The sequence below is a fragment of the Ruegeria sp. AD2(2025) genome, assembly GCF_056542385.1.
The window spans coordinates 164,208-187,282 of the sequence record NZ_JBQFZS010000009.1 but is presented as its reverse complement, the minus strand read 5'-3'; the positions used below and the strand labels follow the sequence as shown (position 1 = coordinate 187,282).

Sequence of the window (23,075 nt, the reverse complement as noted above, 5' to 3'; positions counted from 1 at the left end):
AAGTCGTCCGCAACACCTCGTGCCGATCCAGCACATCGAAAAACGCTCCCTCCAACGCGTCGACATCCAGATCGCCAGAAAGCTCGAGCACCAGCGGCATGTTATAAAGCGCCGTCGGCCCGCCCGAGCGGAACAGAAACCACAACCGGTCCTGCGCCGAAGACGTCACCGCCGTTCTGGTTGCATGGCGCGCGTCGAATGACATCATCAGCCCTGCACCTGCTCGGTTTCCAAGCGCTCCAGAAGCGGGCCCAGTTCAACCCGGAGCTGGCTGGACGACACAGGCAATATGTCGAGCCCGTCGTAGTAAACGCCCGGGACGATGACGTCGAAATCGCGCTGCGCGAGGGTTCGGAGGCTTGCAGCGGCGACGGAGGGGTCCCCATTGGCCATGTCGACATCCCATGCGCCGTCCTTCAGAAACAAGGTGTCTCCTGTGAACGCATAGGTTTTCGCACCATTGTCCCACAGAAAACAGGCGCTGCCTGGGCAATGGCCCGGTGTGTGGAGTGCGGTGAAATCGGGTGCGATACTGTGTACGTCGCCAAAGGCGACGTCGACCCCGAAGGTCTCGGGAATCGCGGGAAGCTCGTCCTTGTGGCAATACCGCGTTGCACCGAATTCGTTGCGCACCCAGTCCGGGTGGCGGGTGGTTTCGTGGCGGTGGCTGATGGCATGGATTCGAAGGCCGCCAATGGCCTGTATTCGGTCCTTATGATCGCGAAACCGACCGCCGCCATAGACCAGAATATTGCCCTCCGACCTCTGCAGAATAAAGCTGCAGATCTTGGCGCCGCCCTCAAAAAGTTCGAAGTGGTCGGACCTAAAAATTCCTGTTTCGATTTCCTGCATAACGCTTCCTCAGCTTCTGAAACCGAAATAGCGAACGGCGCCTCACGGCGCGCCGACAAGCCCCGGTCACACGTCAAAAACCGCGAGCCACCAAGCGTTGGATTTTCATGTCGATGTCAAACGCAGGGCAAAGCCCTTCCTTCGCCGGTCCCTCGGACACACGTAGAAGCACGTGACAAATTTTTGCCAAAAGCGCCCATGCTCGCCACTCTGCTGCAATCAAGCAGCCAAGAAGACCGATGGCAGCCTTGTCCGGGACTATGGCCTGACTCGACCCATCATTGGAAAATCCACTCCTCGCGGCTGTACTACTTTAAGTAAAATCTTTGCCATGTTTGCCATTCTGTGTTGCAGAATACAACCCCTGCGATATTAACCTGACACCTAAGTATCGCTTAAAGAGCGAAACTTTGCCGATTTGCGGCAGGTGGACGCCAAGGTCCTGTCGACCTTGCTGTCTGACGGCACCGGTACATGCCACGGGGCCACCTTCGTCTGACCCCTGCCGCTTATCGCGCAACAAGGTGATGGCTCACCGTGACCGGCGTGCCGGGGAACGCACCGGATGCTCTCACATTCTTTGATCGCGGCGCGCGACGCAGCATGGGCTGCGGGTGCTTTGTTGCACAATTCGTGCTGGGGATTCATCCCGCGAATACAGCATGTTATCTGAGTGGCATGAGCAACTTGGCCCCTACGAAGTACAAGACCACGAACTAGTCGGCTTGGATTGGCATGTGCCCGATTACAGCACTCTGAGCCGCCGCCAGAAAACCCTGAACTTAAGTTTGCCCTTTCGTAGCGCACCGGTCCGCTGAACCTCCTGAATGATAGCACAGGCATCAAGGCCGCCGGTGAAGGTGAGTGGAACGCCCGCAAGCATGGTGGACCCAAACGCCGCATCTGGCGCAAGATACACATGGGATCGACCAAAAGACACGGGAGGTTCGGGCCGTCGAAGTCACCAACAGCAGCGTTTGTGATGCCCATATGCTGCCGGAGTTACTTAACTAAATCCCATGCGAACAAGATGTCGGATCAGTCACTACAAATGGTGCCTATAACGCCCGAAAATGCCATGACGCAATTGCCGCCCGGAATGCCCATGCTGTTATTCCTCCGCGCGAGAACGCCAAACCATGAAAATCCTCGAGTGCAGGGGGCATTGGCCGCAATGAGGCGGCCAATGCATCACGATATCTCGGCCGCGCTATCTGGCGACGGTAGGGCCGGTATCACCGACGAAACCGTGTCGAAACCAGGAGGCAATGTGTGAAACTGCTGGGCCAATCCCTGATGTCGAGAGACTTCGGCCGCCACGCCACATCCGTGTTGCCGTGCTCATCTGGTTCACAACTCTTGGCTTACTCGTTACTAAGGCCGTAGGCTAAACCCGTCTGTGGAAAGGTGAAGTGCAGCCACTCCCAGATTTGTGCAACAAAACCTCGCCATTGGGCCGGTCGGCAAACGGATTAAGCTTGGTTATTAAAAGCATCTCGGTGCCTCAGCCTTTGGGAGCGTGACATGGAAGGGCAACTGTCAAGAGAAATTGCCGCATCGATTGTAGGACATAACGAGCGCAGATCATGTACCAGCGGAACGTGGAAGCTTAGTGGAGACGGGTGAGGTGTCAGCCATTGCGGAGGCTATCACTGAGCGCCTTTTGGTGTGGAACCCAAAAGGCGTGGCAATCACCTGCCATCCCATTGCGGAATTGCAAGCACCTATGTTGGGCGATGAGGGGCACGCCATTGCGCACGCCGTGCCAAAGCGGCGCAATGAGTTCATTGCGGGGCGCACCGCCGCGCGGTTGTCATTGCGCAAGCTCGGCCTCGAGGATTGTGCGATACTCAAAGGGCCAGACCGTGATCCACAATGGCCGCCGGGTGTTGTGGGGACGATCAGCCATACAGACGATTTGTGTATCGCGATGACTGCACACCAGAGCAACTACTGGACGCTCGGTGTTGATCTGGAGGCCGATAGAACGTTGAGCAACGATCTGGCCAACCTCGTGATGAGCACTGCGGAGCAAGCCAACATGGCCGCGCCGCCGATCCACTACTTTACGATCAAGGAAGCGGTGTTCAAAGCCTACTTTCCAGCCACGTCAGCATTTCTTGAATTTGGCGATGTCGAGCTGGAGCTGGCACCTGAACGAGGCACCTTTCGCGCTAGCATCTCAGAGGAGCACCCAGAGCCGCCTTGGGGGGAGAGCATTGTGACGGGCCACTACGCGGTCATCGGCGGCAATGTGTTGAGCCTCGCGGCTGTGACGACCTAAGGATGGGTTAGCAGGGGTAACTGTAGAATTGTCGGCCCAGTTTGGCGTTCATCCCACGATGACCCGCAGTTAGAGCCATTCAGCGTGACCTTGAATCGCGAGGGGTTCCCTTGATGGCTCAGATTGGAGCCAGCTGAGGGCGTCGCCTTTGGCAAGGTCAGTTTTTTAGCGTTGCGCTGATCGGTTGCTCTCATATGTTCGGCCTGATTGTGCGACATTTCGTTGTCGTCGGACCTAATGGATATTGGACGTATAGATGGTTCTGTTGCGAAGTTTATTGCAGTTCAGAGAAATACCTCTGACCTGAAGCGTTAGGCGACCAACTCTTTAAATTGTTGAAAGGGACAGAGTCCTGGTGTGAATTGACCTTTACGGATCATGTTCGCGACTTCGATGCCTGCGAGAGTCGCCGAAGCCGAAGCAAAAGTCTTGAAGCCGAGCATCGGACGGGTTCGTCTTTTGATGAAACGATGATCCTGTTCCACAATGTTGTTCAAGTATTTCCGCCTGACCATTTCAATGGGGAGCGGGCAGCCAAAGCCTTTCAGCATCTTGTTTATGGCCTTGATGCCAGCCGTGTTAGCTCCGCTTTTGTCGATGACAATTTTTCTCGGAAGGCCGTTGACCTCCAGCATCCGGGCGAAGAACTTGGTGGCGGCGGGTTTGTTTCGACGCTGCGAAAGCATGAAGTCAAGCGTCTTGCCGTGCTTGTCGACAGCTCTATAGAGGTAAATCCACGCGCCTTTCACCTTGATGTAAGTCTCATCCATTCTCCAAGAACGGTCGCTGGATCTTTTGCGGCGACGCGCAGCCTCAGCGATCGCGCCGGAATATCTTGTTACCCAGCGGTTCAGTGTTGTGTGGTCCACCGAAACACCACGCTCACCCATAATTTCCTCCAGGTCACGGTATGAAACACCATATCGAACGTAAAAGAACACCGCGAATAGGATCACATCTTTCGGGTATTGCGCGCCCTTGAAGGAAATCATGAGTAGTCTTTCGGCTGATAAATACCAGCGGCTATTCACTCTCTGCATTCTCGAGCGTCAATCGTCAAAGTTTGCAACAGAACCCCTGAGTTGTTTTCGGATGAAGGCTAATATCCTCATTCGGCCAATCACTCCTAAAAAGATGCCGTAGGTTACTTGGGAAGTTCGCTGGGGAGATGATCTAGCGATTTGCTCATGCAAGCCGCATTGGATAGATGCTTCTGCGATCCGGAAAGCAGTTTGCGTGCTTTTTCAGTGAACCAGCACCTGCTCTAGGAAGTTCTTGGTCCGCTCGCTTTTTGGATTAGTAAAGAAGCTTTCGGGATCGTCCTCTTCAATGATCTCACCGGCGTCCATGAAGATGACCCGGTCGGCCACCTTGCGGGCAAACCCCATCTCGTGGGTGACGCAGATCATCGTCATGCCTTCTTCAGCCAGACGTACCATAACGTCCAGAACCTCACCGATCATCTCGGGGTCCAGCGCCGAGGTCGGCTCGTCAAACAGCAGAATATCGGGTTTCATGCACAGCGCCCTGGCGATGGCGACACGCTGTTGCTGACCCCCTGACAACTGACCGGGATATTTTGGGGCCTGATTTGCGATCTGGACCTTTTCCAAAAACATCGTCGCGGTCTCTTCCGCCTCGGTCTGGGATATTTTGCGGGCCAACATCGGGGCCAGTGTGCAGTTCTCCAGAATCGTCATGTGCGGGAACAGGTTAAAGTGCTGAAACACCATACCCACATCCTGCCGCAGCTTGTCGATATTGGGATCTTCGGCGCTAATCGCATGGCCGTTGATCTCAATCAGGCCGGACTGATGCTCTTCAAGCTGGTTGATCGTTCGGATCATGGTCGACTTGCCCGACCCAGACGGCCCGCAGACGACGATTTTCTCGCCCCTGGTCACGGTCAGATTGATGTTCTTTAGGGCGTGGAAAGACCCGTAGTACTTTTCCACCTTGCTTAGTCTGACGGCTGGCGTTTCCGACATGGGCGTTCTCCCCTTCAGGTTTTTATTGCGGCTGTGATGATGATCTCGACTTTCAATATGCCCCTTGCCAAGCGGGCTTCGCCACAGGCGCGGGCGGGCGCGTGACCCTCGGGTACCCAGGCATCCCAGACAGCATTCATTTCGGCAAAATCCGCCATATCGCGCAGCCAGACAATGGCCTGCAAGATATGTTCGCGGTCCGAGCCCGCCTCGGCCAGCAGGGCATCTATGCGCGACAGGCAGTCCTGCGTTTGTTCGGTGACGCAGTCACCCGCGCCGACCTGACCGCACAGATAGGCCACGCCATTGTGCTTGACGATCTTCGACATCCGCGCCCCGGTTTGGAGACGTTCAATCATTTCAGCAGCCCCCGGCCTTTCAGCGCCTCGGAAATCTCATCCAGAATGATCGGGTCATCTATGGCTGCCGGCATCTTGAACTCAACACTGTCGGCAATCTTCTGCATTGTCCCGCGCAAAACCTTGCCCGAGCGTGTTTTGGGCAACCGTTTGACCGGAATGGCTGTTTTAAAGGCAGCGACGGCCCCGATCTGTTCCCGCATTAGCGCGACCAGTTCTTTTTCCAGCTCATCCGAATCCCGATAAGCGCCGTCATTGGTTACATAGAACCCCAGCGGCATCTGACCTTTCAGGGCATCCGCCGCACCGACCACGGCGCATTCTGCGATATCCGGATGCGCCCCGATCACTTCTTCCATCGCGCCCGTCGACAGGCGGTGCCCGGCCACGTTGATGATGTCATCCGTGCGGGCCATGATGAAGACATAACCGTCCTCATCAATGATCCCCGCATCCGATGTGGCATAGAAGCCGGGGAATTCGTTCATATACGAGGTCAGGAACCGCTCGGGCGCGTTCCAAAGCGTCGGAAAACCGGAAGGCGGCAGCGGCAGCTTGCACACGATGTTGCCCAGCGTGCCGGGTTCGACCTCATGGCCCTCATCGTTCAGAACGCGGATGTCATAACCCGGCATCGGCTTGCCCGGTGAGCCGTATTTGACCGGGAACTGCCCCAGCCCCACAGGATTGCCCGACATGGCCCAGCCGGTTTCGGTCTGCCACCAATGGTCGATCACCGGGCGTTGCAGCTTTTCCTCGGCCCATTGGATCGTCGCCGGGTCCGAGCGTTCTCCGGCCAGGAAAAGGGTACGGAACTTGGACAGGTCATACTGCCCGATCAACTGGCCCTTCGGGTCCTCTTTCTTGATCGCGCGGAATGCGGTGGGCGCGGTGAAAAGTGCCGCGACCTCATGATCCTGAATGACCCGCCAGAAAGCACCTGCGTCCGGCGTGCCCACGGGCTTGCCCTCGTACACCACGGTGGCACAGCCATGCAGCAGCGGCCCATAGCAGATGTAGGAATGTCCAACGACCCAGCCCACATCGGATGCGGCCCAGAACACCTCACCGGGATTGATCCCATAGTGGTGTTCCATCGTCCATTTCAGCGCCACCATATGCCCGCCATTGTCGCGCACGACGCCCTTGGGTTGGCCAGTGGTTCCGGAAGTATAGAGGATATAGAGCGGATCGGTTGCCGCGACCGGCATGCATTCCGTGGTGTCCCCTGCCACCTTTGCCGCGCCGACCAGTTCGGCATAGTCCAGATCGCGGCCCGGGATCAGATCCGCCAGTTCCATGTCGCGTTGCAGGATCAGGCAGTGATCGGGCTTGGTGGTGGCTTCCTCAATCGCTGCATCCAGCAGCGGTTTGTAGTGCACAACCCGCCCCGGCTCGATCCCGCAGGAGGCCGAGATGATCATCTTGGGTGCGGCATCATTGATGCGGGTGGCCAACTCGTGCGACGCAAAGCCGCCAAAGACAACCGAATGGATCGCCCCCAAACGGGCGCAGGCCAGCATCGCAAACACCGCCTGCGGCACCATCGGCATATAGATGACAACGCGGTCGCCCTTGCCGACGCCATGCGCTCGCATGACCGACGCCAGCGCGCCCACTTCGGCCTGCAATTCAGCAAAACTAAAGATCTGAACCGTATCCGTGACCGGGCTGTCATAGACCAGCGCCTTGCGGTCGCCATGCCCGGCCTCTACGTGGCGGTCGACGCAGTTCCAGCAGGTGTTGCAGGTAGCCCCTGCGAACCAGCGCCCATAGACGCCCCTATCCGGGTCAAAGACTTTATCCGCTGGCGTGAACCAGTCGATCTGCTCGGCGGCCTTTCCCCAAAACGCCTCGGGGTCGGCCTCCCAGCTTGCATATGCGTCTACGTAGCTCATGACATCACATAGTTCAGGCCGAGGCGACCGCCATCGACATAGATGGTTTCACCGGTGACATAGCTGGCCTTTTTCGAGCACAGGAACGCCACCACATCACCAATCTCGCGCGCGGTGCCTGCGCGGCCCATTGGTGTGCGCGACATTGCCATCTTGAAGGCTTCGGGGTTGGCATTCACACCCGCCATCATCTCGGTATCAATCGAGCCGGGACCAACCGCATTAACACGGATGTTTTTCGGAGCCAGCGCCAGCGCAGCAACCTTGGTCAGTTGCATGACCCCGCCTTTTGAGGCGCAATAGGCCGGGATCGCCGGGATCGCGACTTGCGCATTGATCGACGACATGTTCACGATCGCGCCCTCGATACCCTTTTCGACCATCGTGTTCGCAACCCGCTGCATTGCCACAAATACGCCGCGCAGGTTGATATCCATCACCCGGTCATAGGCAGCCAGATCATAGTCCAGGAAGTTCCCCGGCATCGCGATACCCGCGTTGTTCACCAGCGCCGAGACCGGGCCGTGTTCACCCTCAATCGTGTCGAACATCGCGCTGATGGCGTCCACATCGCCCATATCGCAGACCATTCCAACGCCGCCCACGGTCGCGGCGGCCTCGTGCACGCTGTCCTGAATATCGACCAGAATGACCTTGTAGCCATCCTCGCTCAGCGCCTCGGCGCAGGCCAGCCCAATGCCCTGCGCAGCACCGGTTACAACTGCAATAGGAGTGTCAGCCATCTGCGTTTATCCTTCAAATCCGTAATCTTGCTTGGCCTGTTCGGCCGTGATGAAACCGGCAGCCAGATCGCTTGCCACCGCGTCACGATCCCTTTGTTCCGGCGCGCCATAGCCGCCGCCACCCGGCAGGCTGAGTTTCAGCCGCTGACCGTTCTTGACCAATTGCCGCCCCTTCGAGCGCAGTTTTGTCCCATCGGACAGCTCAACCGCGCCGGCGCCACCGGCCAGCCCGCCATTGCGCCCGCGCGCCGGATTTTCCACCCGGTCGAACATGGCGTTGAAGTAGAAATCATATCCCGCACGCGGTTCAATCTCGATGGTCTGGCCCAGACCGCCGCGCAGGGCCCCGGCCCCGCCGGACCCTTCGCGCAGATCCTTGCGCCAGACGGTGATCGGCCCGACATGCTCGGTCGCCTCAACACTCATGGTCGACACGCCTGAGGGGAACGCTGTGGCGCTCAGCCCGTCAAAACCGGGGCGCGCACCGGTGCCGCCTGAGTTGAACATCAGCACCTCACGGTTCGGCAAACCGCTTTCGGGGTCGGACGCCCGCGCTGAAATCTGAATGTTCCACAGTGCGCTTGCCCCTTCGGCCGGGACGGTGTCGGGCATCGCCTTGTGCAGCGCGCCCAGAACGACATCCGGCACCAGATGGCCCATGACATGGCGCACCGAGACAGGCGCCGGGCGTTTGGCCGCCAGAATGCAGCCCTCGGGCGCCGTGATCCGGAAGGGTTCCAGCGAGCCAGTGTTGTTCGGCACCTCGGGCGCAATCGCGCATTTCAGCGCGTAGCAGGCGTAGGCGCGGGTATAGACCTCGGGGCAGTTCACGCCGAACCGGCTCATGCCCGATGTGCCCGCGAAATCGGCCAAAAGCTGATCGCCCTCAACGCTGAGCGTCACTTTCATATGCACCGGCGCGTCATAGCCATCGACCTGCATGGTCTCGTGATAGGTGCCCGAGGGCACTTTGGCGATCGCCTCCAGCGTTGCCTTACGACTGGTCTCGATGACGAAATCCGACAGGGATTGCAGATCGTCGATACCAAACTCATCCATCATCGCCTGCAGGCGGCGGTCGCCCGCCTCGTTACAGGCGGCCAGCGAGTACATGTCGCCCACGGTCTGATCCGGGGTCCGCACGTTGGCGCGGATCATTTCGATCAGCAGGGGCTGCACCTGACCGCGCTCGGCAAATTTGGTGATGGGGATCAGCAGACCCTCTTCAAACACCTCGTTGCCGTCCGGTCCAAAGCCGCGCCCGCCGATGTCCACCACATGGGCGGTGCAGGCGAAATAGCCGATATGCGCACCCTTGCGGAACACGGGCGTGACCACAGTGATGTCATGCAGGTGGCCAGTGCCCAGCCACGGGTCATTGGTGATGAAGACATCGCCATCAAAAGTGTTCTGCGGTCCGATCTGGGCAGCGAAATGCGTGACGCTTTCCGCCATGGCATTCACGTGGCCCGGCGTGCCAGTCACAGCCTGCGCAATCATCCGACCCTCGCGGTCGAACAGACCCGCCGACAGGTCGCCCGCCTCGCGAACCGAGGTTGAAAAGGCCGTGCGGATCAGCGTTGTGGCCTGTTCTTCCACCACCGCGATCAGTCGGTTCCACATGATCTGGTGGTCAATATCTGACGCGCCCATGGCTTAAGCCTCCTTCGCCAGCAATAGCAAACTTCTGTCGCCTTGCCCCACCGCGCGATAACCCGAGGTGACAACGGTCGAAGTTTCAGATTCAACGATGATCGCGGGGCCTTCGACCGCCTTGCCCGGAGTCATGCTCGACCGCTCGACCTCGCGCGCTTCGACCGATTTGCGCAAAGCGGCGTCGAAGAATTCGCGCATCCGCGCAATATCCGCGTCCGACCCGCTGTTATGACCAACGACGGGTTCGGCATCGGGCAGAACCGTCGAGACAGTCAGAAGCCAGTTGGTGATCTCCACCGCAAGCCCGTCGATGATCCGGCCAAAGAGGGTGCGATAGGCATCCTCAAAAGCCTTGAGGATCAGCGACACATCGCTGTCTTCAAACTGCTTGTGCGGCAACACGACCGGAATTTCCCAGCCCTGCCCGGAATAGCGCATCTGTGCGGTCAGGCGAATCTCGGTATCGGCCCCTTTCGCACCCTCTTCCACAAAGGCGCGCGCCTCGGCCTCCATCTCGATCAGGGCCGCGTTCACCGCACCGGCGTCGAAATCGTCCAGACGCTGGAACAACCCGCGCGTTGCCTCAAAGCTGAACGGAGCCTTCAGGAACCCGATGGCCGAGCCCACCCCCGCGCCCGGCGGGATGATCAGCGCCTTGATCCCCAGTTTCTCGCACTGACGGCAGGCATGCAGCGGGGCACCACCGCCAAAGGCAATCATGGTGAAATGTTCGATGTCGCGCCCGTTCTCAACCGTGTGAACCCGCGCGGCGTTGGCCATGTTCTCGTCCACCAGTTCGGTGATGCCAAAGGCGGCATCCCCGGCAGAGACGTTCAGTTTGGCGGCGGCCTTCTCGGATTCCGCCATGTGCAACGGGATCGCACCGCCGGCAAAATTGTCCGGGTCCAGACGGCCCAGCAGCAGGTTCGCATCCGTCACCGTCGGCTCGGTCCCGCCACGCCCATAGCAGGCCGGTCCGGGTTCCGATGCGGCCGAGCGCGGCCCCACTTGCAAACGCCCCATGCTGTCAACCGAGGCAATCGAGCCGCCCCCGGCACCGATCTCGACCATTTCGACAACGGGCGTCGACACGGTCATGCCCGAGCCCTTTTTGAACCGATAGGTGCGCGCGACTTCGAAGGTGTTGGCGGTCTTGGGCGCGCCGTCTTCGATCAGGCAGATTTTGGCGGTGGTCCCGCCCATATCAAAGCTGAGCACCTTGTCCAGTCCATGCGCGCGCGCAAAGTCGGCGGCAAAGATTGCGCCGCCTGCAGGGCCGGATTCCAGCAGGCGCACGGGCTGTTCCGCAGCGGTTTCGACCGAGATCAGCCCGCCGCCGGAGTGCAGCATGAAAACCGGGGCATCTACGCCTGTCTCCCGCAGGCGAGCCACCAGACGGCCCAGATAGTCGGCGACCTGGGGTTGCACATAGGCGTTGGCGATCACCGTGTTGAAACGCGGCAACTCGCGCATCTGAGGCGAGATCACCGAAGACAGCGAAATCGACAGATCGGGCAGCGCCTTGCGCAGCGCCTCGCCCATGGCGACCTCATGCGCATCGTTGGCATAGGCGTGCATCAGCCCGATGGCCACAGCCTCGAAGCCCCGCGCCTTGATCGTGTCGACCATCGCGTTGACTTCAGACAGGTCCAACGCCAGCAGAACCTCTCCGTCCGGGCCAATGCGTTCGTTCAGGGTGAACCGGTCCTGGCGGGGTACCAGCGGTTTCGGCAGGTTGAGGTTCAGGTCGTATTGCTCGAACCGGTTTTCCGAGCGCATCTCGATCACGTCCCGGAACCCTTCGGTGGTGATAAAGGCGGTCTTTGCCCCTCGCCGTTCGATCAGTGAATTGGTCACGAGCGTGGTGCCGTGAATGACCTGCCCGATATCCCCCAGCGCTAGACCGGCCTGATCCGCCGCCTTGACGATCCCGTCCAGAATCGCCTGTTCCGGCTGGCTGTAGTTGGTCAGAACTTTGCAGGTGGACAGACCGCCGGGATGTTGAAGGGCCACATCCGTAAAGGTTCCGCCAATGTCGACGCCGACGCGAATATCAATCTTGCTCATGGGACTCTAAAGGCTCTTGAGGATTTGGTTGGCCGTAAACGCCGTCTGATACAGACGGGACATGATCGGGGCCGACGGGACGGTTGAAAGCTCGGTCATTGGCAGCGGCAGCTCCGCCGAGTCCATGCCCGAAATCAGCTTGGCCATGCATTCGCCAAAGATGGTGCCCGTGGTGATGCCGCGGCCGTTATAGCCAATGGGGGTCAGCAGGTTCGGGGCCAGTTGATAGATTCGCGGCAGGTGGTCGGGGGTCATGGCAATCTGGCCATGCCAGGCCTCTTCGAATTCTACCGGACCCAATTCGGGATAAAGGCGCGCGAGGTTTTTCTTGGCCCAGCGATGCGACAATCCACGGCCAACCGAGCCCACCACGGTGCCCATCGACCCAATGACCAGACGGTCAAACATATCGCGGCGGATGCTGAACATGATCTGGCCGGTATCCCATATGCCCTGACGACCGGGCAGGATGTGGGACATGTCCGATTTCAGCGGCTTGGTGGCCAGTTGGAAATAGTGGATCATCGTGAAGACCCGGCTCAGACCCGGCCAAAGGTCGTCACTGTAGGCATTCGTGCCCAGCACAACGTATTTCGCCCGGACCGTCCCCTTGTCGGTTTCGACCACCCACATCTCGCCATCCCGGCGCAGTTTGGTGGCGCGGACGCCCGTGCTGATCTCGGCTCCGGCCCCTTTTGCGGCACGGGCCAGACCCCGGCAATAGCCCATCGGATTGATCGTGCCTGCACGGTGATCCAGCAGACCGCCGTAAAACGCGCTTGTCCCGGTCACGCCAACCATTTCTTCGGCAGATAGCAGGTCAACCGGTTCACCTAGGCGTGCCCATTCCGCATGACGGGCCTCAAGATCCTTGAAACCCGATAGCGCATGTGCGGCGTGGATTGTTCCGGTCTTGGTGACTTCGCAGCGGATCTGATGCTTTTCGATCAGATCGAACACTTTCGCCGGCCCTTCGCCAAAGCACTGAACGAAGCGCGGCCCGTAGGTGTCACCCAGCTTTTTCCGAACGGCAGCCGGCGGGTGCCAGACCCCGGCATTGACCAGCCCCACATTGCGACCCGACCCGCCGAACCCGATATGGTTTGCCTCAAGTACATGGGCACTTTTCCCATTCTCCGCGCAGTAGAGCGCTGTCGAAAGGCCGGTAAAACCGCCACCAACGATTGCGACCTCAGCTTCTGTGTCGCCAGTCATCGGGTTGCGGATGTCAGGTTCTTCAGCGGAAACATCCCAAAGAGAGATTGGGCTGTCTGTTTTCATGCGCGAGCACCCTCCACTATCAAGACCGGGAACACACCACTTAGTCAGGCGATTCCAACCAAGACAGGTTGCAACGATCTTATTTGTGTGTCAATATATGAAAAGATCGTTTTAAATACCGGAACAATAGACATGGCTAAGCTAAAGAAAACAGCTGCGCAGATGGTGCAGGAGTCTCGCGACCGCATCGAGGAGATCGAAACAGCGGATCTTATAGCAATGGTCGATGACCCGAATGTCGTTATCGTCGACATCCGCGATGTGCGGGAACGTCAGCGCACCGGGTTCATCCCCGGCAGCTTCCACGCCCCGCGCGGCATGATCGAGTTTTGGGTCGACCCCGATAGCCCCTACCACAAAGACGTATTCGCTCAGGAAGACAAGAAGTACGTGTTCCACTGTGCCTCGGGTTGGCGCTCGGCCATCACCGTGGCCACCCTGCAGGACATGGGCTTCGATGCCGCCCACCTGAAGGAAGGCTTTGGCAGCTGGGAAAAATCCGGCGGCCCGGTTGAGAAGGTAGAGAAATAAGTCTGAAATCCAACGGAAGCTGTGGCCTAAAGCTGCCGCAGCTTCTGTGATACGCCCTCCGCGGCATGGTGAACCAGCCTGCCGAGCCGATCTTCGCCCCCTTCGGTCAGGTTGATATCGGGTAAAGAGATACCCAGCGCGGCAATCGCCTCGCCATCGGGCAACAGGATGGGCGCGCCAAAACTCAGAATACGATCGCGGAATTCCCCCTGGTCAAAGGCATAGCCCCGTTTTCGGGTTTCCTTTATATCAGTGGCCACTTCCTCCAGCGTTGTCAGGGTTTTGTCAGTGTACCTCGCCAACTGACCATCCAGCTTTTCGCGCAACTGCTCAAAATTGCGCGACAGAATGGCCTTGCCCGTTGCGACACAGTGAATGGGTGCGCTTCCACCAACAGGATTCCAGGACCGGATCGGCTTTAGGCTTTCCACCTTATCAATATAGATAACGCTGAGGCCTTCTGGCACAGCCAGATAGATCGCCTCGCCGGTTTCCTGACTCAGATACGCCATCTCGGGCGCGGCGGCGGCACGCAGGTTCAGATTTTCAACCGAACTGCGCCCGACCTGCCAGGTTTTCAAGGTTGCGGCATAGGTCTTGTCATCCAGGTGTTTGACATAGCCAAGCGTGTTCAGGGTCTGCAAAAGGCGAAATGTGTTTGACTTCGTCAGGTCAAGTTCGCGCGACAGTTCGGTCACGCCTTTGCTGCCCTGAGATGCGGCGAGGTTCTCCAGAATCGCCAACCCCTTGGACAACGTAGAATCCACCTTCGGTGCTTTGGGTGCTTCGTTCACAACTGGTCCTTTTTGCGCAGTTTAGTCTGTATAGCAGAACGTGAAACGCCTTCAAATGCGGGTTGATCATGAACCGTCACGTCGGGGACCTCTCCATCATAACGCCGCATATCGACCATTGTGGAATGTGACGCCGGGCTCTGGGTCAGGCTGGACGTGCGCAGATCATGGGTCAGAACATTTGGGTTACCATGTCGGTCACGCTCTTGCGGCGCGACATAATCGGGATCGTACCAGGCCCCGGTCCACAAGAAGATACAGCCTTTCAGAATGTCAGCCGTAACGCGCGCACCCGCCAGACAGCGGCCACGATCGTTGAACAACTCGACGATGTCGCCATCCGCTATCCCCCGGTATGCCGCGTCATCTGGATGGATCAGAACCGGCTCGCGCCCTTTTATTTTCAGGCTGCGGCTATAGTCGCCGTTGTCCAGTTGGGAGTGTAGCCGCGTGCCCGGCTGGCCGGACAAGAGATAGAGTGGCTGCGTACCCGCAGCGGTATCGCGCGGCTCAAACCATGTTGCATGCCCTTTGCAATCGTCCAACTGAAACCCTGCAATACGATCCGAGAAGATTTCGATTCGACCACTGGGCGTCTGCAACGGATTCGCTTCGGGGTCATGCCGGAACTCAGCCATGAACACCTGCGCCGGAGACGGATCGCGCAGTTCGACTATGTCGCCCTGAATGAAGATATCCCAGTCAGGCAAGATTTCACCGCTTGCCACTGCCGCGTCCTGCGTTTGGGCCCAGATCCGACGCAGCCAGCCGTCGATGTCCAGCCCTTCGGTGAACTGCTCGGCAGTGCCCAAACGTTCGGCCAGATCAGCGTAGATGTCGAACTCTGCCCGCGCTTCCCCTCGCGGTTCGGCACTTGCAGGCATAGGCACCAGAGCGTTGTCTGATTTACCGCCCCCAAAATCCGTGCGCTCTTGCGGGGCCGCTACGGGGAGGACGATATCTGCATGCCGCGCCGTCGATGTCCAGTTCAGCTCATTCACGATGATGGTTTCGGGGCGCTGGAACGCCGTGTGCAGACGACGCAAATCCTGATGGTGGTGGAAGGGATTTCCACCGGCCCACCAGACCAGGTGAATATCCGGAAAAATCCGATCCTCGCCCTTGTAGGTGTAGGTGCCGCCGGGGTTGAGAAGCATGTCCGATATCATTGCCACCGGGATGACGTCAGACACCGGGTTTTTACCCTGCGGCAATGTCCCCCAGCGGAACGGGCGCTCGATATTGCCGATATTGGCGTTCACACCGTAGCCGATCGTGTAACCGCCACCGGGCAACCCGATTTGCCCAAGCATCGCCGCCAGCGTGACCGTCATCCACAACGGCTGCTCGCCATAGTCGGCCCGCTGAAGTGCTGCGGCGCAGGTGATCATTGTACGGCCCGCCGCCATTTCCCGCGCCAGCGAAACGATGCGATCCGCAGGAACACCCGAGGCCGACGCCGCCCACCGGGCGGATTTGGCGATGCCATCGGAATCGCCCAGAAGGTAGGCGGCGAACTTGTCGAATCCGACCGTATACCGGTCAAGGAATTCCGCGTCGTGCAGACCTTCTGTCAGAAGTGTGTGCGACAGCCCCATCATAACGGCGGTATCGGTGCCGGGCTTGGGCGGCACCCAGTCTGCCCCGATCTCGGCATCGGCATCCGTTTTCAACGGGCTGAAACTTACGAATTTCACGCCGGATGCAGAGCAGGCTTTCAGGTTGTCCACCATTCTATGGCGCGCCACGCCGCCATCGCTGACCTGTGTGTTGCGTGTGGCCATACCGCCAAACATCACCACCAGATCGGAGTGTTTGGCAATCACCGGCCATCGGGTGGCCTGCGCAACATGCGCTCTGAACGGGCCAACAATGTAAGGCATCAGCACAAGGGCCGCGTTGTAGCTGTAATTGCCCTCAGAGCGAACAAAACCGCCCTGCCCGTTCAGGAAACGCTTGAGCTGGCTTTGGGCATGGTGAAAGCGCCCCGCGCTTGACCAGCCATAGGACCCGGCAAAAATCGCCTGATTGCCATGCTCGCTACGCACCCGGGTCAGGTCGGTGGCAATCAGATCCAGCGCGTCGTCCCAACTGACTTCGACAAAGCTGTCGCGTCCTCGCACCCCCTTCCCGTCCAGCCAGCCGCGACGGACCGCGGGGCGCAGGACGCGCGCTTTGCCATTCAGACTTGAAGCTATGTTGCGGTTGATCTCAGAGGGATTCGGATCATCCGGGTGCGCATGCACCGCCACCAGTTTGCCATTTCTGGTTTCAGAGATACCCGCACCCCAATGGTTACCTGTCAGGGTCCGGGAGGTTTCTTCGGTCACGTTGTTGTTCCGATATAATAAACTATCTTTCTGAATATTGACACAAAATAAGTGGGCTGTCATCATTCCGAACGACTTCAGAGGGCGCAAAAGTGCAGGACACCCCATTCAGTTTAGCAGACTGCCTGGTGCAGGATGGTCGACCCGATCGCGAAGAGGGTCGGCACGTGAATATGCCAATCGAGCTTGGCTCAACAATGGTTTTCGACAGCTTTGCTGAGTTCGACGCCGCGCGCGACGCGCGCTATGAAAGCGGCACACTCTATTATGGGCGCTATGGCAATGCCGCGACCCATAAGCTTGAGCAGATGCTGGCAAAGCTTGAAGGCGCCGAGGCGATCACGCTGACATCTTCGGGGGTGGCTGCGATCGCCACAACCCTGATGGCGCTGACCCGCCCCGGCTGCCACGTTCTGGTCGCCGACAACGTTTATGGCAACACGCGTGGGTTTTGCGACGGGCTGCTGACCCAGCAAGGGGTCGAGATCGAGTATTTCGATCCGATGGTGGGCAGCGCGATCAGCGATCTGATCCGCGCCGAAACCGCTGCAATCATGTTCGAAAGCCCGGGCTCCGGCACGTTCGAGATGCCCGATATCCGGGCCATCGCAGCAGCGGCAAAATCGGCAAATGTGCCCACGATTCTCGACAACACATGGGGAACGCCCGTATTCAGCCAACCCCTGTCTTGCGGTGTCGACATCGTTGTCTATTCGGGCAGCAAATATATCTCAGGTCATTCTGACTGCATGTTGGGGATCACCGCCAGCAAAGCGGCGTATGCAAAGATCATTCGCCAGGCGGTCATGCAGATCGGCGACAAAACCGGTGGACAGGAAATCCTGCTGACCCTGCGCGGGCTCAGAACCCTGAAGCTGCGGATGGAGTATTTCGACAAAGCCGGTCGCGAAATGGCAAAGTGGTTTGCGGACCAGCCGCAGGTGAAAACCGTTCTGCACCCGGCACTACCTTCCTGCACGGGTCACGAGAACTGGGCGCGGGATTTTGCCGGCGCTGCGGGGCTGTTTGGCGTCGTCTTCCACACCACAAGCGAAAGCGCGGCGCATCGCTTTGTCGATGCGTTGCACCATTTCGGAATAGGGGTCAGCTGGGGCGGATATGAAAGCCTTGCCCTGCCGGTCACACCCGTACGCACAGCGACCGAGTGGTCGGAAACCGGCCAGCTTGTCCGTTTCAATATCGGGTTAGAGGACCTTGACAGTCTGAAAGCAGACGTCGCAAACGCCCTCCCCCTGCTTGATCAGTAAGGATTTGAGAATGCTCAACAAGATCGACCATTTTGCCATCGGCGCAGACACTCTGGCCCAAGGCGTTGCGGCCATGAAAGACGCGTTGGGTGTCGAGGTGCCGCAAGGCTCGAAACACGATGCGATGAGCACGCATAACTGCGTCATGCAGGCGGGGAACGGGAGCTTTTTTGAGTTGATCGCAATTGACCCCGATGCCCCCGATCCGGGCCGGGTCCGCTGGTTCACTCTTGATGATCCCGCGACGCAAGACCGACTGAACGCGCGCCCTCGGGCGTTGTGCTGGGTGGTGAACACCGATGATCTGGATGCCGTCATCGCCGCCAGCCCGGTTGATCTGGGCGAAGTTGTCCATTTCCAGCGCGGCGACCGCAGCTGGCGTCTGACCGTGCCAAAAAACGGACACCTGCCGGAAAACGGCCTGATTCCAGTCTTCATCGAATGGTCGCCCGGTCCACACCCATCGACCGGCCAGCAGAACCTGGGGGTAACGCTTTCGAAGGTGCAGATACAAACACCGGATGCTGCGCGTATGACGGATATGTTCGAGAAACTTCAAATCTCGCATCTGGCAGAGGTTTCCGAAGGCCCCACCGCGCTTTCCTTTGTTCTGGAAACCCCAAACGGTACGGTAACGCTCGACTAAGCAAGAGGTGCTCTATGACGATCCCATCGGTCAATCTGTCGCAAAAACCGGAGGTTATCGGTTTCTTTGACCCGGGGTCCAACACGATCACTTATGTTGTGCGCGACCCAGGCTCGACGGCCTGTGCTATTGTCGATCCGGTGATGGAGTTCGACCTTGCAGCAGGCCGACTGACCTTTGAAAGCGCCGATCAGGTCATCGCCTATATTTGCGAGAACGATCTGAACCTTGAATGGATCATCGAAACACATGTCCATGCCGACCACCTGTCAGCCGCGCCTTATCTGCAGCAGGAGCTGGGGGGCAAGATCGGCATAGGCGAGCATGTACAAACCGTTCAAGACACCTTCGGCAAGATCTTCAACGAAGGGACAGAGTTTCAACGCGACGGCTCGCAGTTTGATGCGCTTTTTGCAGATGGCGAGGCGTATCAGTTGGGCGGTATGTCCTGTTTTGCGCTGCACACACCGGGTCATACTCCGGCCTGCATGGTCCATGTGATCGGTGACGCCGTTTTTGTCGGCGACACGCTGTTCATGCCGGACGGAGGGTCAGCACGGGCCGACTTCCCCGGCGGCGATGCAGGGCAGCTTTATGACTCGATCCAGCGGGTTCTGTCTCTTCCCGATGAGATGCGGCTTTTCATCTGCCACGATTACGGCCCCGGTGGGCGCGCGGTTGCATGGGAAACCACCATTGGCGAGCAGAAGGCCAAGAACATCCATGTTGGCGGCGGCAAATCCCGTGAAGAGTTCATCAAGTTCCGCAATGAACGCGACGCGCAGCTGGCCGTCCCAAAACTCATCCTGCCTTCGCTTCAGGTGAACATGCGCGCCGGTGAGGTGCCCGAAGATGAAGAGGGGAACATGATGCTCAAGACCCCCATCAACAAGCTTTGATCTCTAACCAACAAAATAAGACCCAATTTTAAAACAAACCGCTCATCCGAGGTTCGGATGAGCGGCTGCCGATGCAGTTGCGGTGAAGGAAGACGGGGAGGTTACCGCTCTGCAACTTTTATGCGACGCTTGAGGTACTCTCCATACTGGCCAAGGCCGAACAGAAACACCCAGTAAATCGCGGCAACAAAGGCCAGCACTTCGATATAGTAAGGTGCCCATTCGCCAGTCCCGAAGGCCGCATTGGCCGAGGCAAGCACATCGAAGAACCCAATGATGATCACGATCGCGGTTTCTTTGAAGGTCACGACAACGTTGTTGACCGTGGCAGGCAGCGCGTGACGGAACACCTGCGGCAGAACAATGCGCCCCAAAATCTGCCAATAGGTCAGACCCAGCGCCTTGCCCGCTTCGAACTGCCCTTTGGGGATGGCTTGGAATCCGCCGCGCAGCACTTCGGCCTGATAGCAGGCAAAGAACAGGCCAAAGGCGATGATCACGCGCCAGATCTTATCCCCTTCCAGCCAGCTTGGCAGCAGGATCGGAATGACCACAGCAGCTGTGAAAAGCGTCGTCAGCAGCGGCAGCGAGCGGATCATATCGATCACCAGCGAAGCAAAGCCGCGCACGACGGGCATCTCGGACCGGCGCATCAGCGCCAGACCCAGCCCCGTTGGCATCCCGATCAGAACAACGCTTGAGAACAGGAACAGCGTCAGCGCCAGACCGCCCCACTGGTCGGTGGTGACCTGCGGTAAGCCCAGCAGGCTGCCTTCCATCAGCAGATAGTAGATGGCGAATCCTACGATCCAGATGGTCGACAGGCGCTTGGCTGTCCAGGTCCAGGGAAAGCACGAAATGATAACCGTGCCAACAATCGACAGACAGGCCAGGGCCGAGCGCCAGTGTTCGTCATACGGATAGAGGCCAAACAGGATCAGCCGGTGACGCGCGTCGATAACCGACCAGCATGCCCCGCCGTGGCCGCATTCCTCGACATTATCCGCGCTCCACACTGCGTGGAATACCCCCCAGCTGAGCGCCTGCCAAACCAGCCATGCGAGGCCCGCAAAGACAACAACCGTGATGATCGAATCCGTCGGCGTGGCGAACGAGCGGCGGCGGAATCTCTCCCAGTCGAATTTCTTATCAAGTACCGCGTCAGCCATATCAATGCGCCTTCAGTTTAAGGCTTTCGTTCAGCCAGTTGATGAACTGAGCAATCGAGAAATTGACCAGCAGGAACGCGCCCATGAGGATGGCGATCAGTTCCAGCGTCTGCCCGGACTGCGTGATCGAAGTAGAGACGATGTAGAATAGGTCAGAGAACCCGATGGCGACACCGATGGTTGTGGCTTTCATGATGAAAATCCACTGGTTGCCAAGCGGCGGAATAATCGTCCGCAGCGCCATGGGCATCTTGATCCGCGCCCAGATCGCACGCTGGGTCAGCCCCAGCGCCTCACCGGCCTCGATCAGGCCCTTTGGTACTTCGGCAAGGCCTCCACGCACGACCTCGGCGATATAGGCCGAGCCATACAGCGTGATGGCGATGATCATGACCAACAGCTCGGGTGAGATCGTCAGACCGCCGACAAAGCGCAGCCCCTTGAGCTCGGGCCACGAAATCGCGCCCTCACCTGCCGGAACCGTCAGGCCGGTAGCGACCAGGACCATGAAAAAGCCCAGACCAATCAGCGCCAGCACGATCTTGGTAAAGCTGATCTTCATCCGCGACAAAAAGAATGCTGCCGCGATCAGAACCAAGACCATGACAAGAGCGACGGTCAGAGACACGTTCAGCAGCGGGATCATCAACCCGCGATTGGACAGGAAAATCGCTTCGCCCAGATTCATCGCCTGCCGTGGTCCCGGCAGGTGGATCACAACGGCGTACCAGAAGATACCCTGCAGGATCAGCGGAATGTTCCGGAAGGTCTGGATATAGACCGTCGCGGCGGTTTTCAGTGCCGGGTTCCGCGCGTCGCGGAACGTCCCGATCAGAAACCCAAAGACCGTGGACAGCACAATCGTCAGAAAGCCCAGGAAAACGGTGTTCAGGAACCCGATCGTCAAGGTCCGGGCGTAGCTGTCATTGATATCCCGGTCGATCAGCGAGAAAGAGTAGGACCAGCCTGTAGACCGTTCAAGGAAGCCAAAGCCGCTGGCCAGACCCAGCGCATTCAGATTGACCTTGGCACTTTGGATGGCGCTGATGACAACCAGCGCAGAAAACACGATCAGCGCGCTTTGGATGATCAATTTGCGCCTGTTGGCGCGCGCCTTCAGTTCGGATGCGTCCATGGCTCTTAATCTTCTGATTTTAGTGGAGAATGCGGAGCCGCAACATCGCGCGGCCCCGAGGCTAAGTCAGTGCTTAGTCAAGCTGTGGGGCGTACAGAACGCCACCGTGGCTCCAGAGATTGTTCAAACCGCGTTCCAGTTTGTACGGGCTGTTGTCACCAAGGTTGCGGTGGTAGATCTCGCCATAGTTACCAACGGCTGCGATCATCTCTTTGGCCCATGTGTCACGGATGCCCAGACGCTCACCCATGCCCGGCTCTGCACCCAGCAGCCGCGCGATTTTCGGGTTCGGCGGGTTGGCTGCCATTTCTTCGACATTCTCCGAGGTGATGTCTTCTTCTTCGGCGATCAGCAGAGCAGCCAGCATCCAGTTGGTGAAGTCAACAAAGTCCTCGTCCCCCTGACGCATCGCGGCCGAGATCGGCTCGTTCGACAGTTGGTCGTTCAGGATCACATGTGCATCGGGGTCTTCCATCTCGGTGGCACGCAGAACGGCCAGGAACGGACCCCAGGCAACAAAGCTGTCGCAACGGTTGGCCAGATAGGCCGCACGCAGTTCCGATGCTTTTTCATAGCTGACCATGGTGTGTTCAACGCCAAGGCTTTGCAGATAGTTTGCCGCAATACGCTCGATCGTGGTACCGGCTTCGACACAGATCGTGCCGCCTTCAAGATCTTTTGCTTCGGTGATCCCCAGATCGCCATGCGCCATGAATTGGGCACCGCCAAAGAAATAGGGGATCGAGAACTGCAGACCCAGCTCAGTGTCACGGCCCATGGTCCAGCCAGTGGCTTTGATGATGACATCCACATCGCCCGATTGCAGCGCTGGAAAACGCTGCGCCCAGCTCAGCGGGACGATCTTGGCCTTTTCCGGATCGCCCAGAAGTGCTGTCGTCATCGCGCGGCAAAGATCGATATCCAGGCCTTTCCACTCGTTTTTGTCATTCACTTCGACAAATCCGAAATACGACCCGTTATGGCCCGAGCACAGCAAGGTGCCGCGGTCCTGGATTGCTTTGATGGTGGGGCTTTCTGCCATCGCCAGGCTTGGGAATGTGAGCCCTGCGGCAACGGCAAATCCTGCCGCTAAACCTTTGACTTGCATTTTTCTAACTCCGCTGTTGTTCTCTATAACGGCACACTTGTGTCGATATAGAGAATGTACAACTTAT

The 23,075-nt window shown here is 58.5% G+C and carries 20 protein-coding genes and 1 pseudogene; 6 read left to right on the top strand and 15 right to left on the bottom strand.

Annotation, left to right across the window (positions count from 1 at the left end):
• Both ACR1XV_RS17165 and ACR1XV_RS17160 read right to left on the bottom strand, forming a co-directional pair.
• On the bottom strand, window positions 1-208 hold a 208-nt coding region (locus tag ACR1XV_RS17165), incomplete at its 3' end, for a condensation domain-containing protein (RefSeq protein WP_480533544.1).
• Window positions 208-852 (bottom strand): MBL fold metallo-hydrolase, encoded by a 645-nt coding sequence (locus ACR1XV_RS17160; RefSeq protein WP_480533542.1) that lies wholly within the window; start codon window positions 850-852, stop codon window positions 208-210. The genes ACR1XV_RS17165 and ACR1XV_RS17160, both read right to left, overlap by 1 nt.
• A gap of 716 nt (window positions 853-1,568) precedes the next feature.
• Between ACR1XV_RS17160 and ACR1XV_RS17155 the strand changes: the two are divergent.
• Window positions 1,569-2,243, top strand: a pseudogene (locus ACR1XV_RS17155) (IS5 family transposase); the annotation flags it as partial.
• A 236-nt stretch (window positions 2,244-2,479) separates the two neighbouring features.
• Window positions 2,480-3,136 (top strand): 4'-phosphopantetheinyl transferase family protein, encoded by a 657-nt coding sequence (locus ACR1XV_RS17150; RefSeq protein ID WP_480533540.1) that lies wholly within the window; start codon window positions 2,480-2,482, stop codon window positions 3,134-3,136.
• A 311-nt stretch (window positions 3,137-3,447) separates the two neighbouring features.
• Here the strand turns inward: ACR1XV_RS17150 and ACR1XV_RS17145 are convergent, their stop codons facing one another.
• The 8 genes from ACR1XV_RS17145 to ACR1XV_RS17110 form a co-directional block, all read right to left on the bottom strand.
• Window positions 3,448-4,128, bottom strand: coding sequence for an IS6 family transposase (locus ACR1XV_RS17145; protein ID WP_480533538.1), 681 nt, complete (start codon window positions 4,126-4,128; stop codon window positions 3,448-3,450).
• Window positions 4,129-4,380: 252 nt separating this feature from the next.
• On the bottom strand, window positions 4,381-5,124 hold the full coding sequence (locus tag ACR1XV_RS17140; protein ID WP_480533536.1) for an amino acid ABC transporter ATP-binding protein: 744 nt from the start codon (window positions 5,122-5,124) through the stop codon (window positions 4,381-4,383).
• Between the two features lie 14 nt (window positions 5,125-5,138).
• On the bottom strand, window positions 5,139-5,483 hold the full coding sequence (locus ACR1XV_RS17135) for a RidA family protein (RefSeq protein WP_480533534.1): 345 nt from the start codon (window positions 5,481-5,483) through the stop codon (window positions 5,139-5,141).
• Window positions 5,480-7,381, bottom strand: coding sequence for a propionyl-CoA synthetase (locus tag ACR1XV_RS17130; RefSeq protein WP_480533532.1), 1,902 nt, complete (start codon window positions 7,379-7,381; stop codon window positions 5,480-5,482). Before ACR1XV_RS17130 ends, ACR1XV_RS17135 begins: the two co-directional genes overlap by 4 nt.
• Window positions 7,378-8,124, bottom strand: coding sequence for an SDR family NAD(P)-dependent oxidoreductase (locus tag ACR1XV_RS17125; protein ID WP_480533530.1), 747 nt, complete (start codon window positions 8,122-8,124; stop codon window positions 7,378-7,380). Before ACR1XV_RS17125 ends, ACR1XV_RS17130 begins: the two co-directional genes overlap by 4 nt.
• A 6-nt stretch (window positions 8,125-8,130) precedes the next feature.
• Window positions 8,131-9,777 (bottom strand): hydantoinase B/oxoprolinase family protein, encoded by a 1,647-nt coding sequence (locus ACR1XV_RS17120; protein ID WP_480533528.1) that lies wholly within the window; start codon window positions 9,775-9,777, stop codon window positions 8,131-8,133.
• Window positions 9,778-9,780: 3 nt separating this feature from the next.
• Window positions 9,781-11,847 carry a hydantoinase/oxoprolinase family protein gene (locus ACR1XV_RS17115; protein ID WP_480533526.1) on the bottom strand — a complete coding sequence of 689 codons (2,067 nt, stop codon included), beginning with the start codon at window positions 11,845-11,847 and terminating at the stop codon, window positions 9,781-9,783.
• 6 nt (window positions 11,848-11,853) lie between these two features.
• Window positions 11,854-13,128: an NAD(P)/FAD-dependent oxidoreductase gene (locus tag ACR1XV_RS17110; RefSeq protein ID WP_480533524.1), complete on the bottom strand. Its 1,275-nt coding sequence runs from the start codon at window positions 13,126-13,128 to the stop codon at window positions 11,854-11,856.
• Window positions 13,129-13,260: 132 nt separating this feature from the next.
• Here ACR1XV_RS17110 and ACR1XV_RS17105 point away from each other — a divergent pair, with 132 nt between their 5' ends.
• Window positions 13,261-13,659, top strand: a complete 399-nt coding sequence (locus ACR1XV_RS17105) for a rhodanese-like domain-containing protein (RefSeq protein WP_480533522.1) — start codon at window positions 13,261-13,263, stop codon at window positions 13,657-13,659.
• Window positions 13,660-13,685: 26 nt separating this feature from the next.
• Here the strand turns inward: ACR1XV_RS17105 and ACR1XV_RS17100 are convergent, their stop codons facing one another.
• Both ACR1XV_RS17100 and ACR1XV_RS17095 read right to left on the bottom strand, forming a co-directional pair.
• The gene (locus ACR1XV_RS17100) at window positions 13,686-14,453 is read right to left on the bottom strand and encodes an IclR family transcriptional regulator (protein WP_480533520.1); all 768 of its coding nucleotides are present in this window, start codon (window positions 14,451-14,453) and stop codon (window positions 13,686-13,688) included.
• Window positions 14,450-16,783, bottom strand: coding sequence for a molybdopterin-dependent oxidoreductase (locus tag ACR1XV_RS17095; RefSeq protein ID WP_480533518.1), 2,334 nt, complete (start codon window positions 16,781-16,783; stop codon window positions 14,450-14,452). Before ACR1XV_RS17095 ends, ACR1XV_RS17100 begins: the two co-directional genes overlap by 4 nt.
• Before the next feature lie 92 nt (window positions 16,784-16,875).
• Between ACR1XV_RS17095 and metC the strand changes: the two genes are divergently transcribed.
• From metC to ACR1XV_RS17080, 3 genes are read left to right on the top strand one after another with little or no spacing between them, the layout of a single operon-like run.
• A complete protein-coding gene (gene metC, locus ACR1XV_RS17090) occupies window positions 16,876-18,051 on the top strand; it encodes a cystathionine beta-lyase (RefSeq protein WP_480533516.1) in 1,176 nt (391 codons plus the stop codon).
• A 10-nt stretch (window positions 18,052-18,061) separates the two neighbouring features.
• Window positions 18,062-18,697, top strand: a complete 636-nt coding sequence (locus tag ACR1XV_RS17085; RefSeq protein WP_480533514.1) for a VOC family protein — start codon at window positions 18,062-18,064, stop codon at window positions 18,695-18,697.
• Window positions 18,698-18,711: 14 nt separating this feature from the next.
• Window positions 18,712-19,596: an MBL fold metallo-hydrolase gene (locus ACR1XV_RS17080; protein WP_480533512.1), complete on the top strand. Its 885-nt coding sequence runs from the start codon at window positions 18,712-18,714 to the stop codon at window positions 19,594-19,596.
• Between the two features lie 101 nt (window positions 19,597-19,697).
• Here ACR1XV_RS17080 and ACR1XV_RS17075 read toward each other — a convergent pair whose 3' ends face one another.
• The 3 genes from ACR1XV_RS17075 to ACR1XV_RS17065 all read right to left on the bottom strand — a co-directional run bounded on the left by ACR1XV_RS17075 (window position 19,698) and on the right by ACR1XV_RS17065 (window position 22,942).
• Window positions 19,698-20,765 carry an amino acid ABC transporter permease gene (locus ACR1XV_RS17075; protein ID WP_480533509.1) on the bottom strand — a complete coding sequence of 356 codons (1,068 nt, stop codon included), beginning with the start codon at window positions 20,763-20,765 and terminating at the stop codon, window positions 19,698-19,700.
• A 1-nt stretch (window position 20,766) separates the two neighbouring features.
• Entirely contained in the window at window positions 20,767-21,900 is a 1,134-nt protein-coding gene (locus ACR1XV_RS17070) for an ABC transporter permease subunit (protein WP_480533507.1), read from the bottom strand.
• A 73-nt stretch (window positions 21,901-21,973) separates the two neighbouring features.
• Window positions 21,974-22,942, bottom strand: a complete 969-nt coding sequence (locus ACR1XV_RS17065) for an amino acid ABC transporter substrate-binding protein (protein ID WP_480533505.1) — start codon at window positions 22,940-22,942, stop codon at window positions 21,974-21,976.
• Window positions 22,943-23,075: the final 133 nt, after the last annotated feature.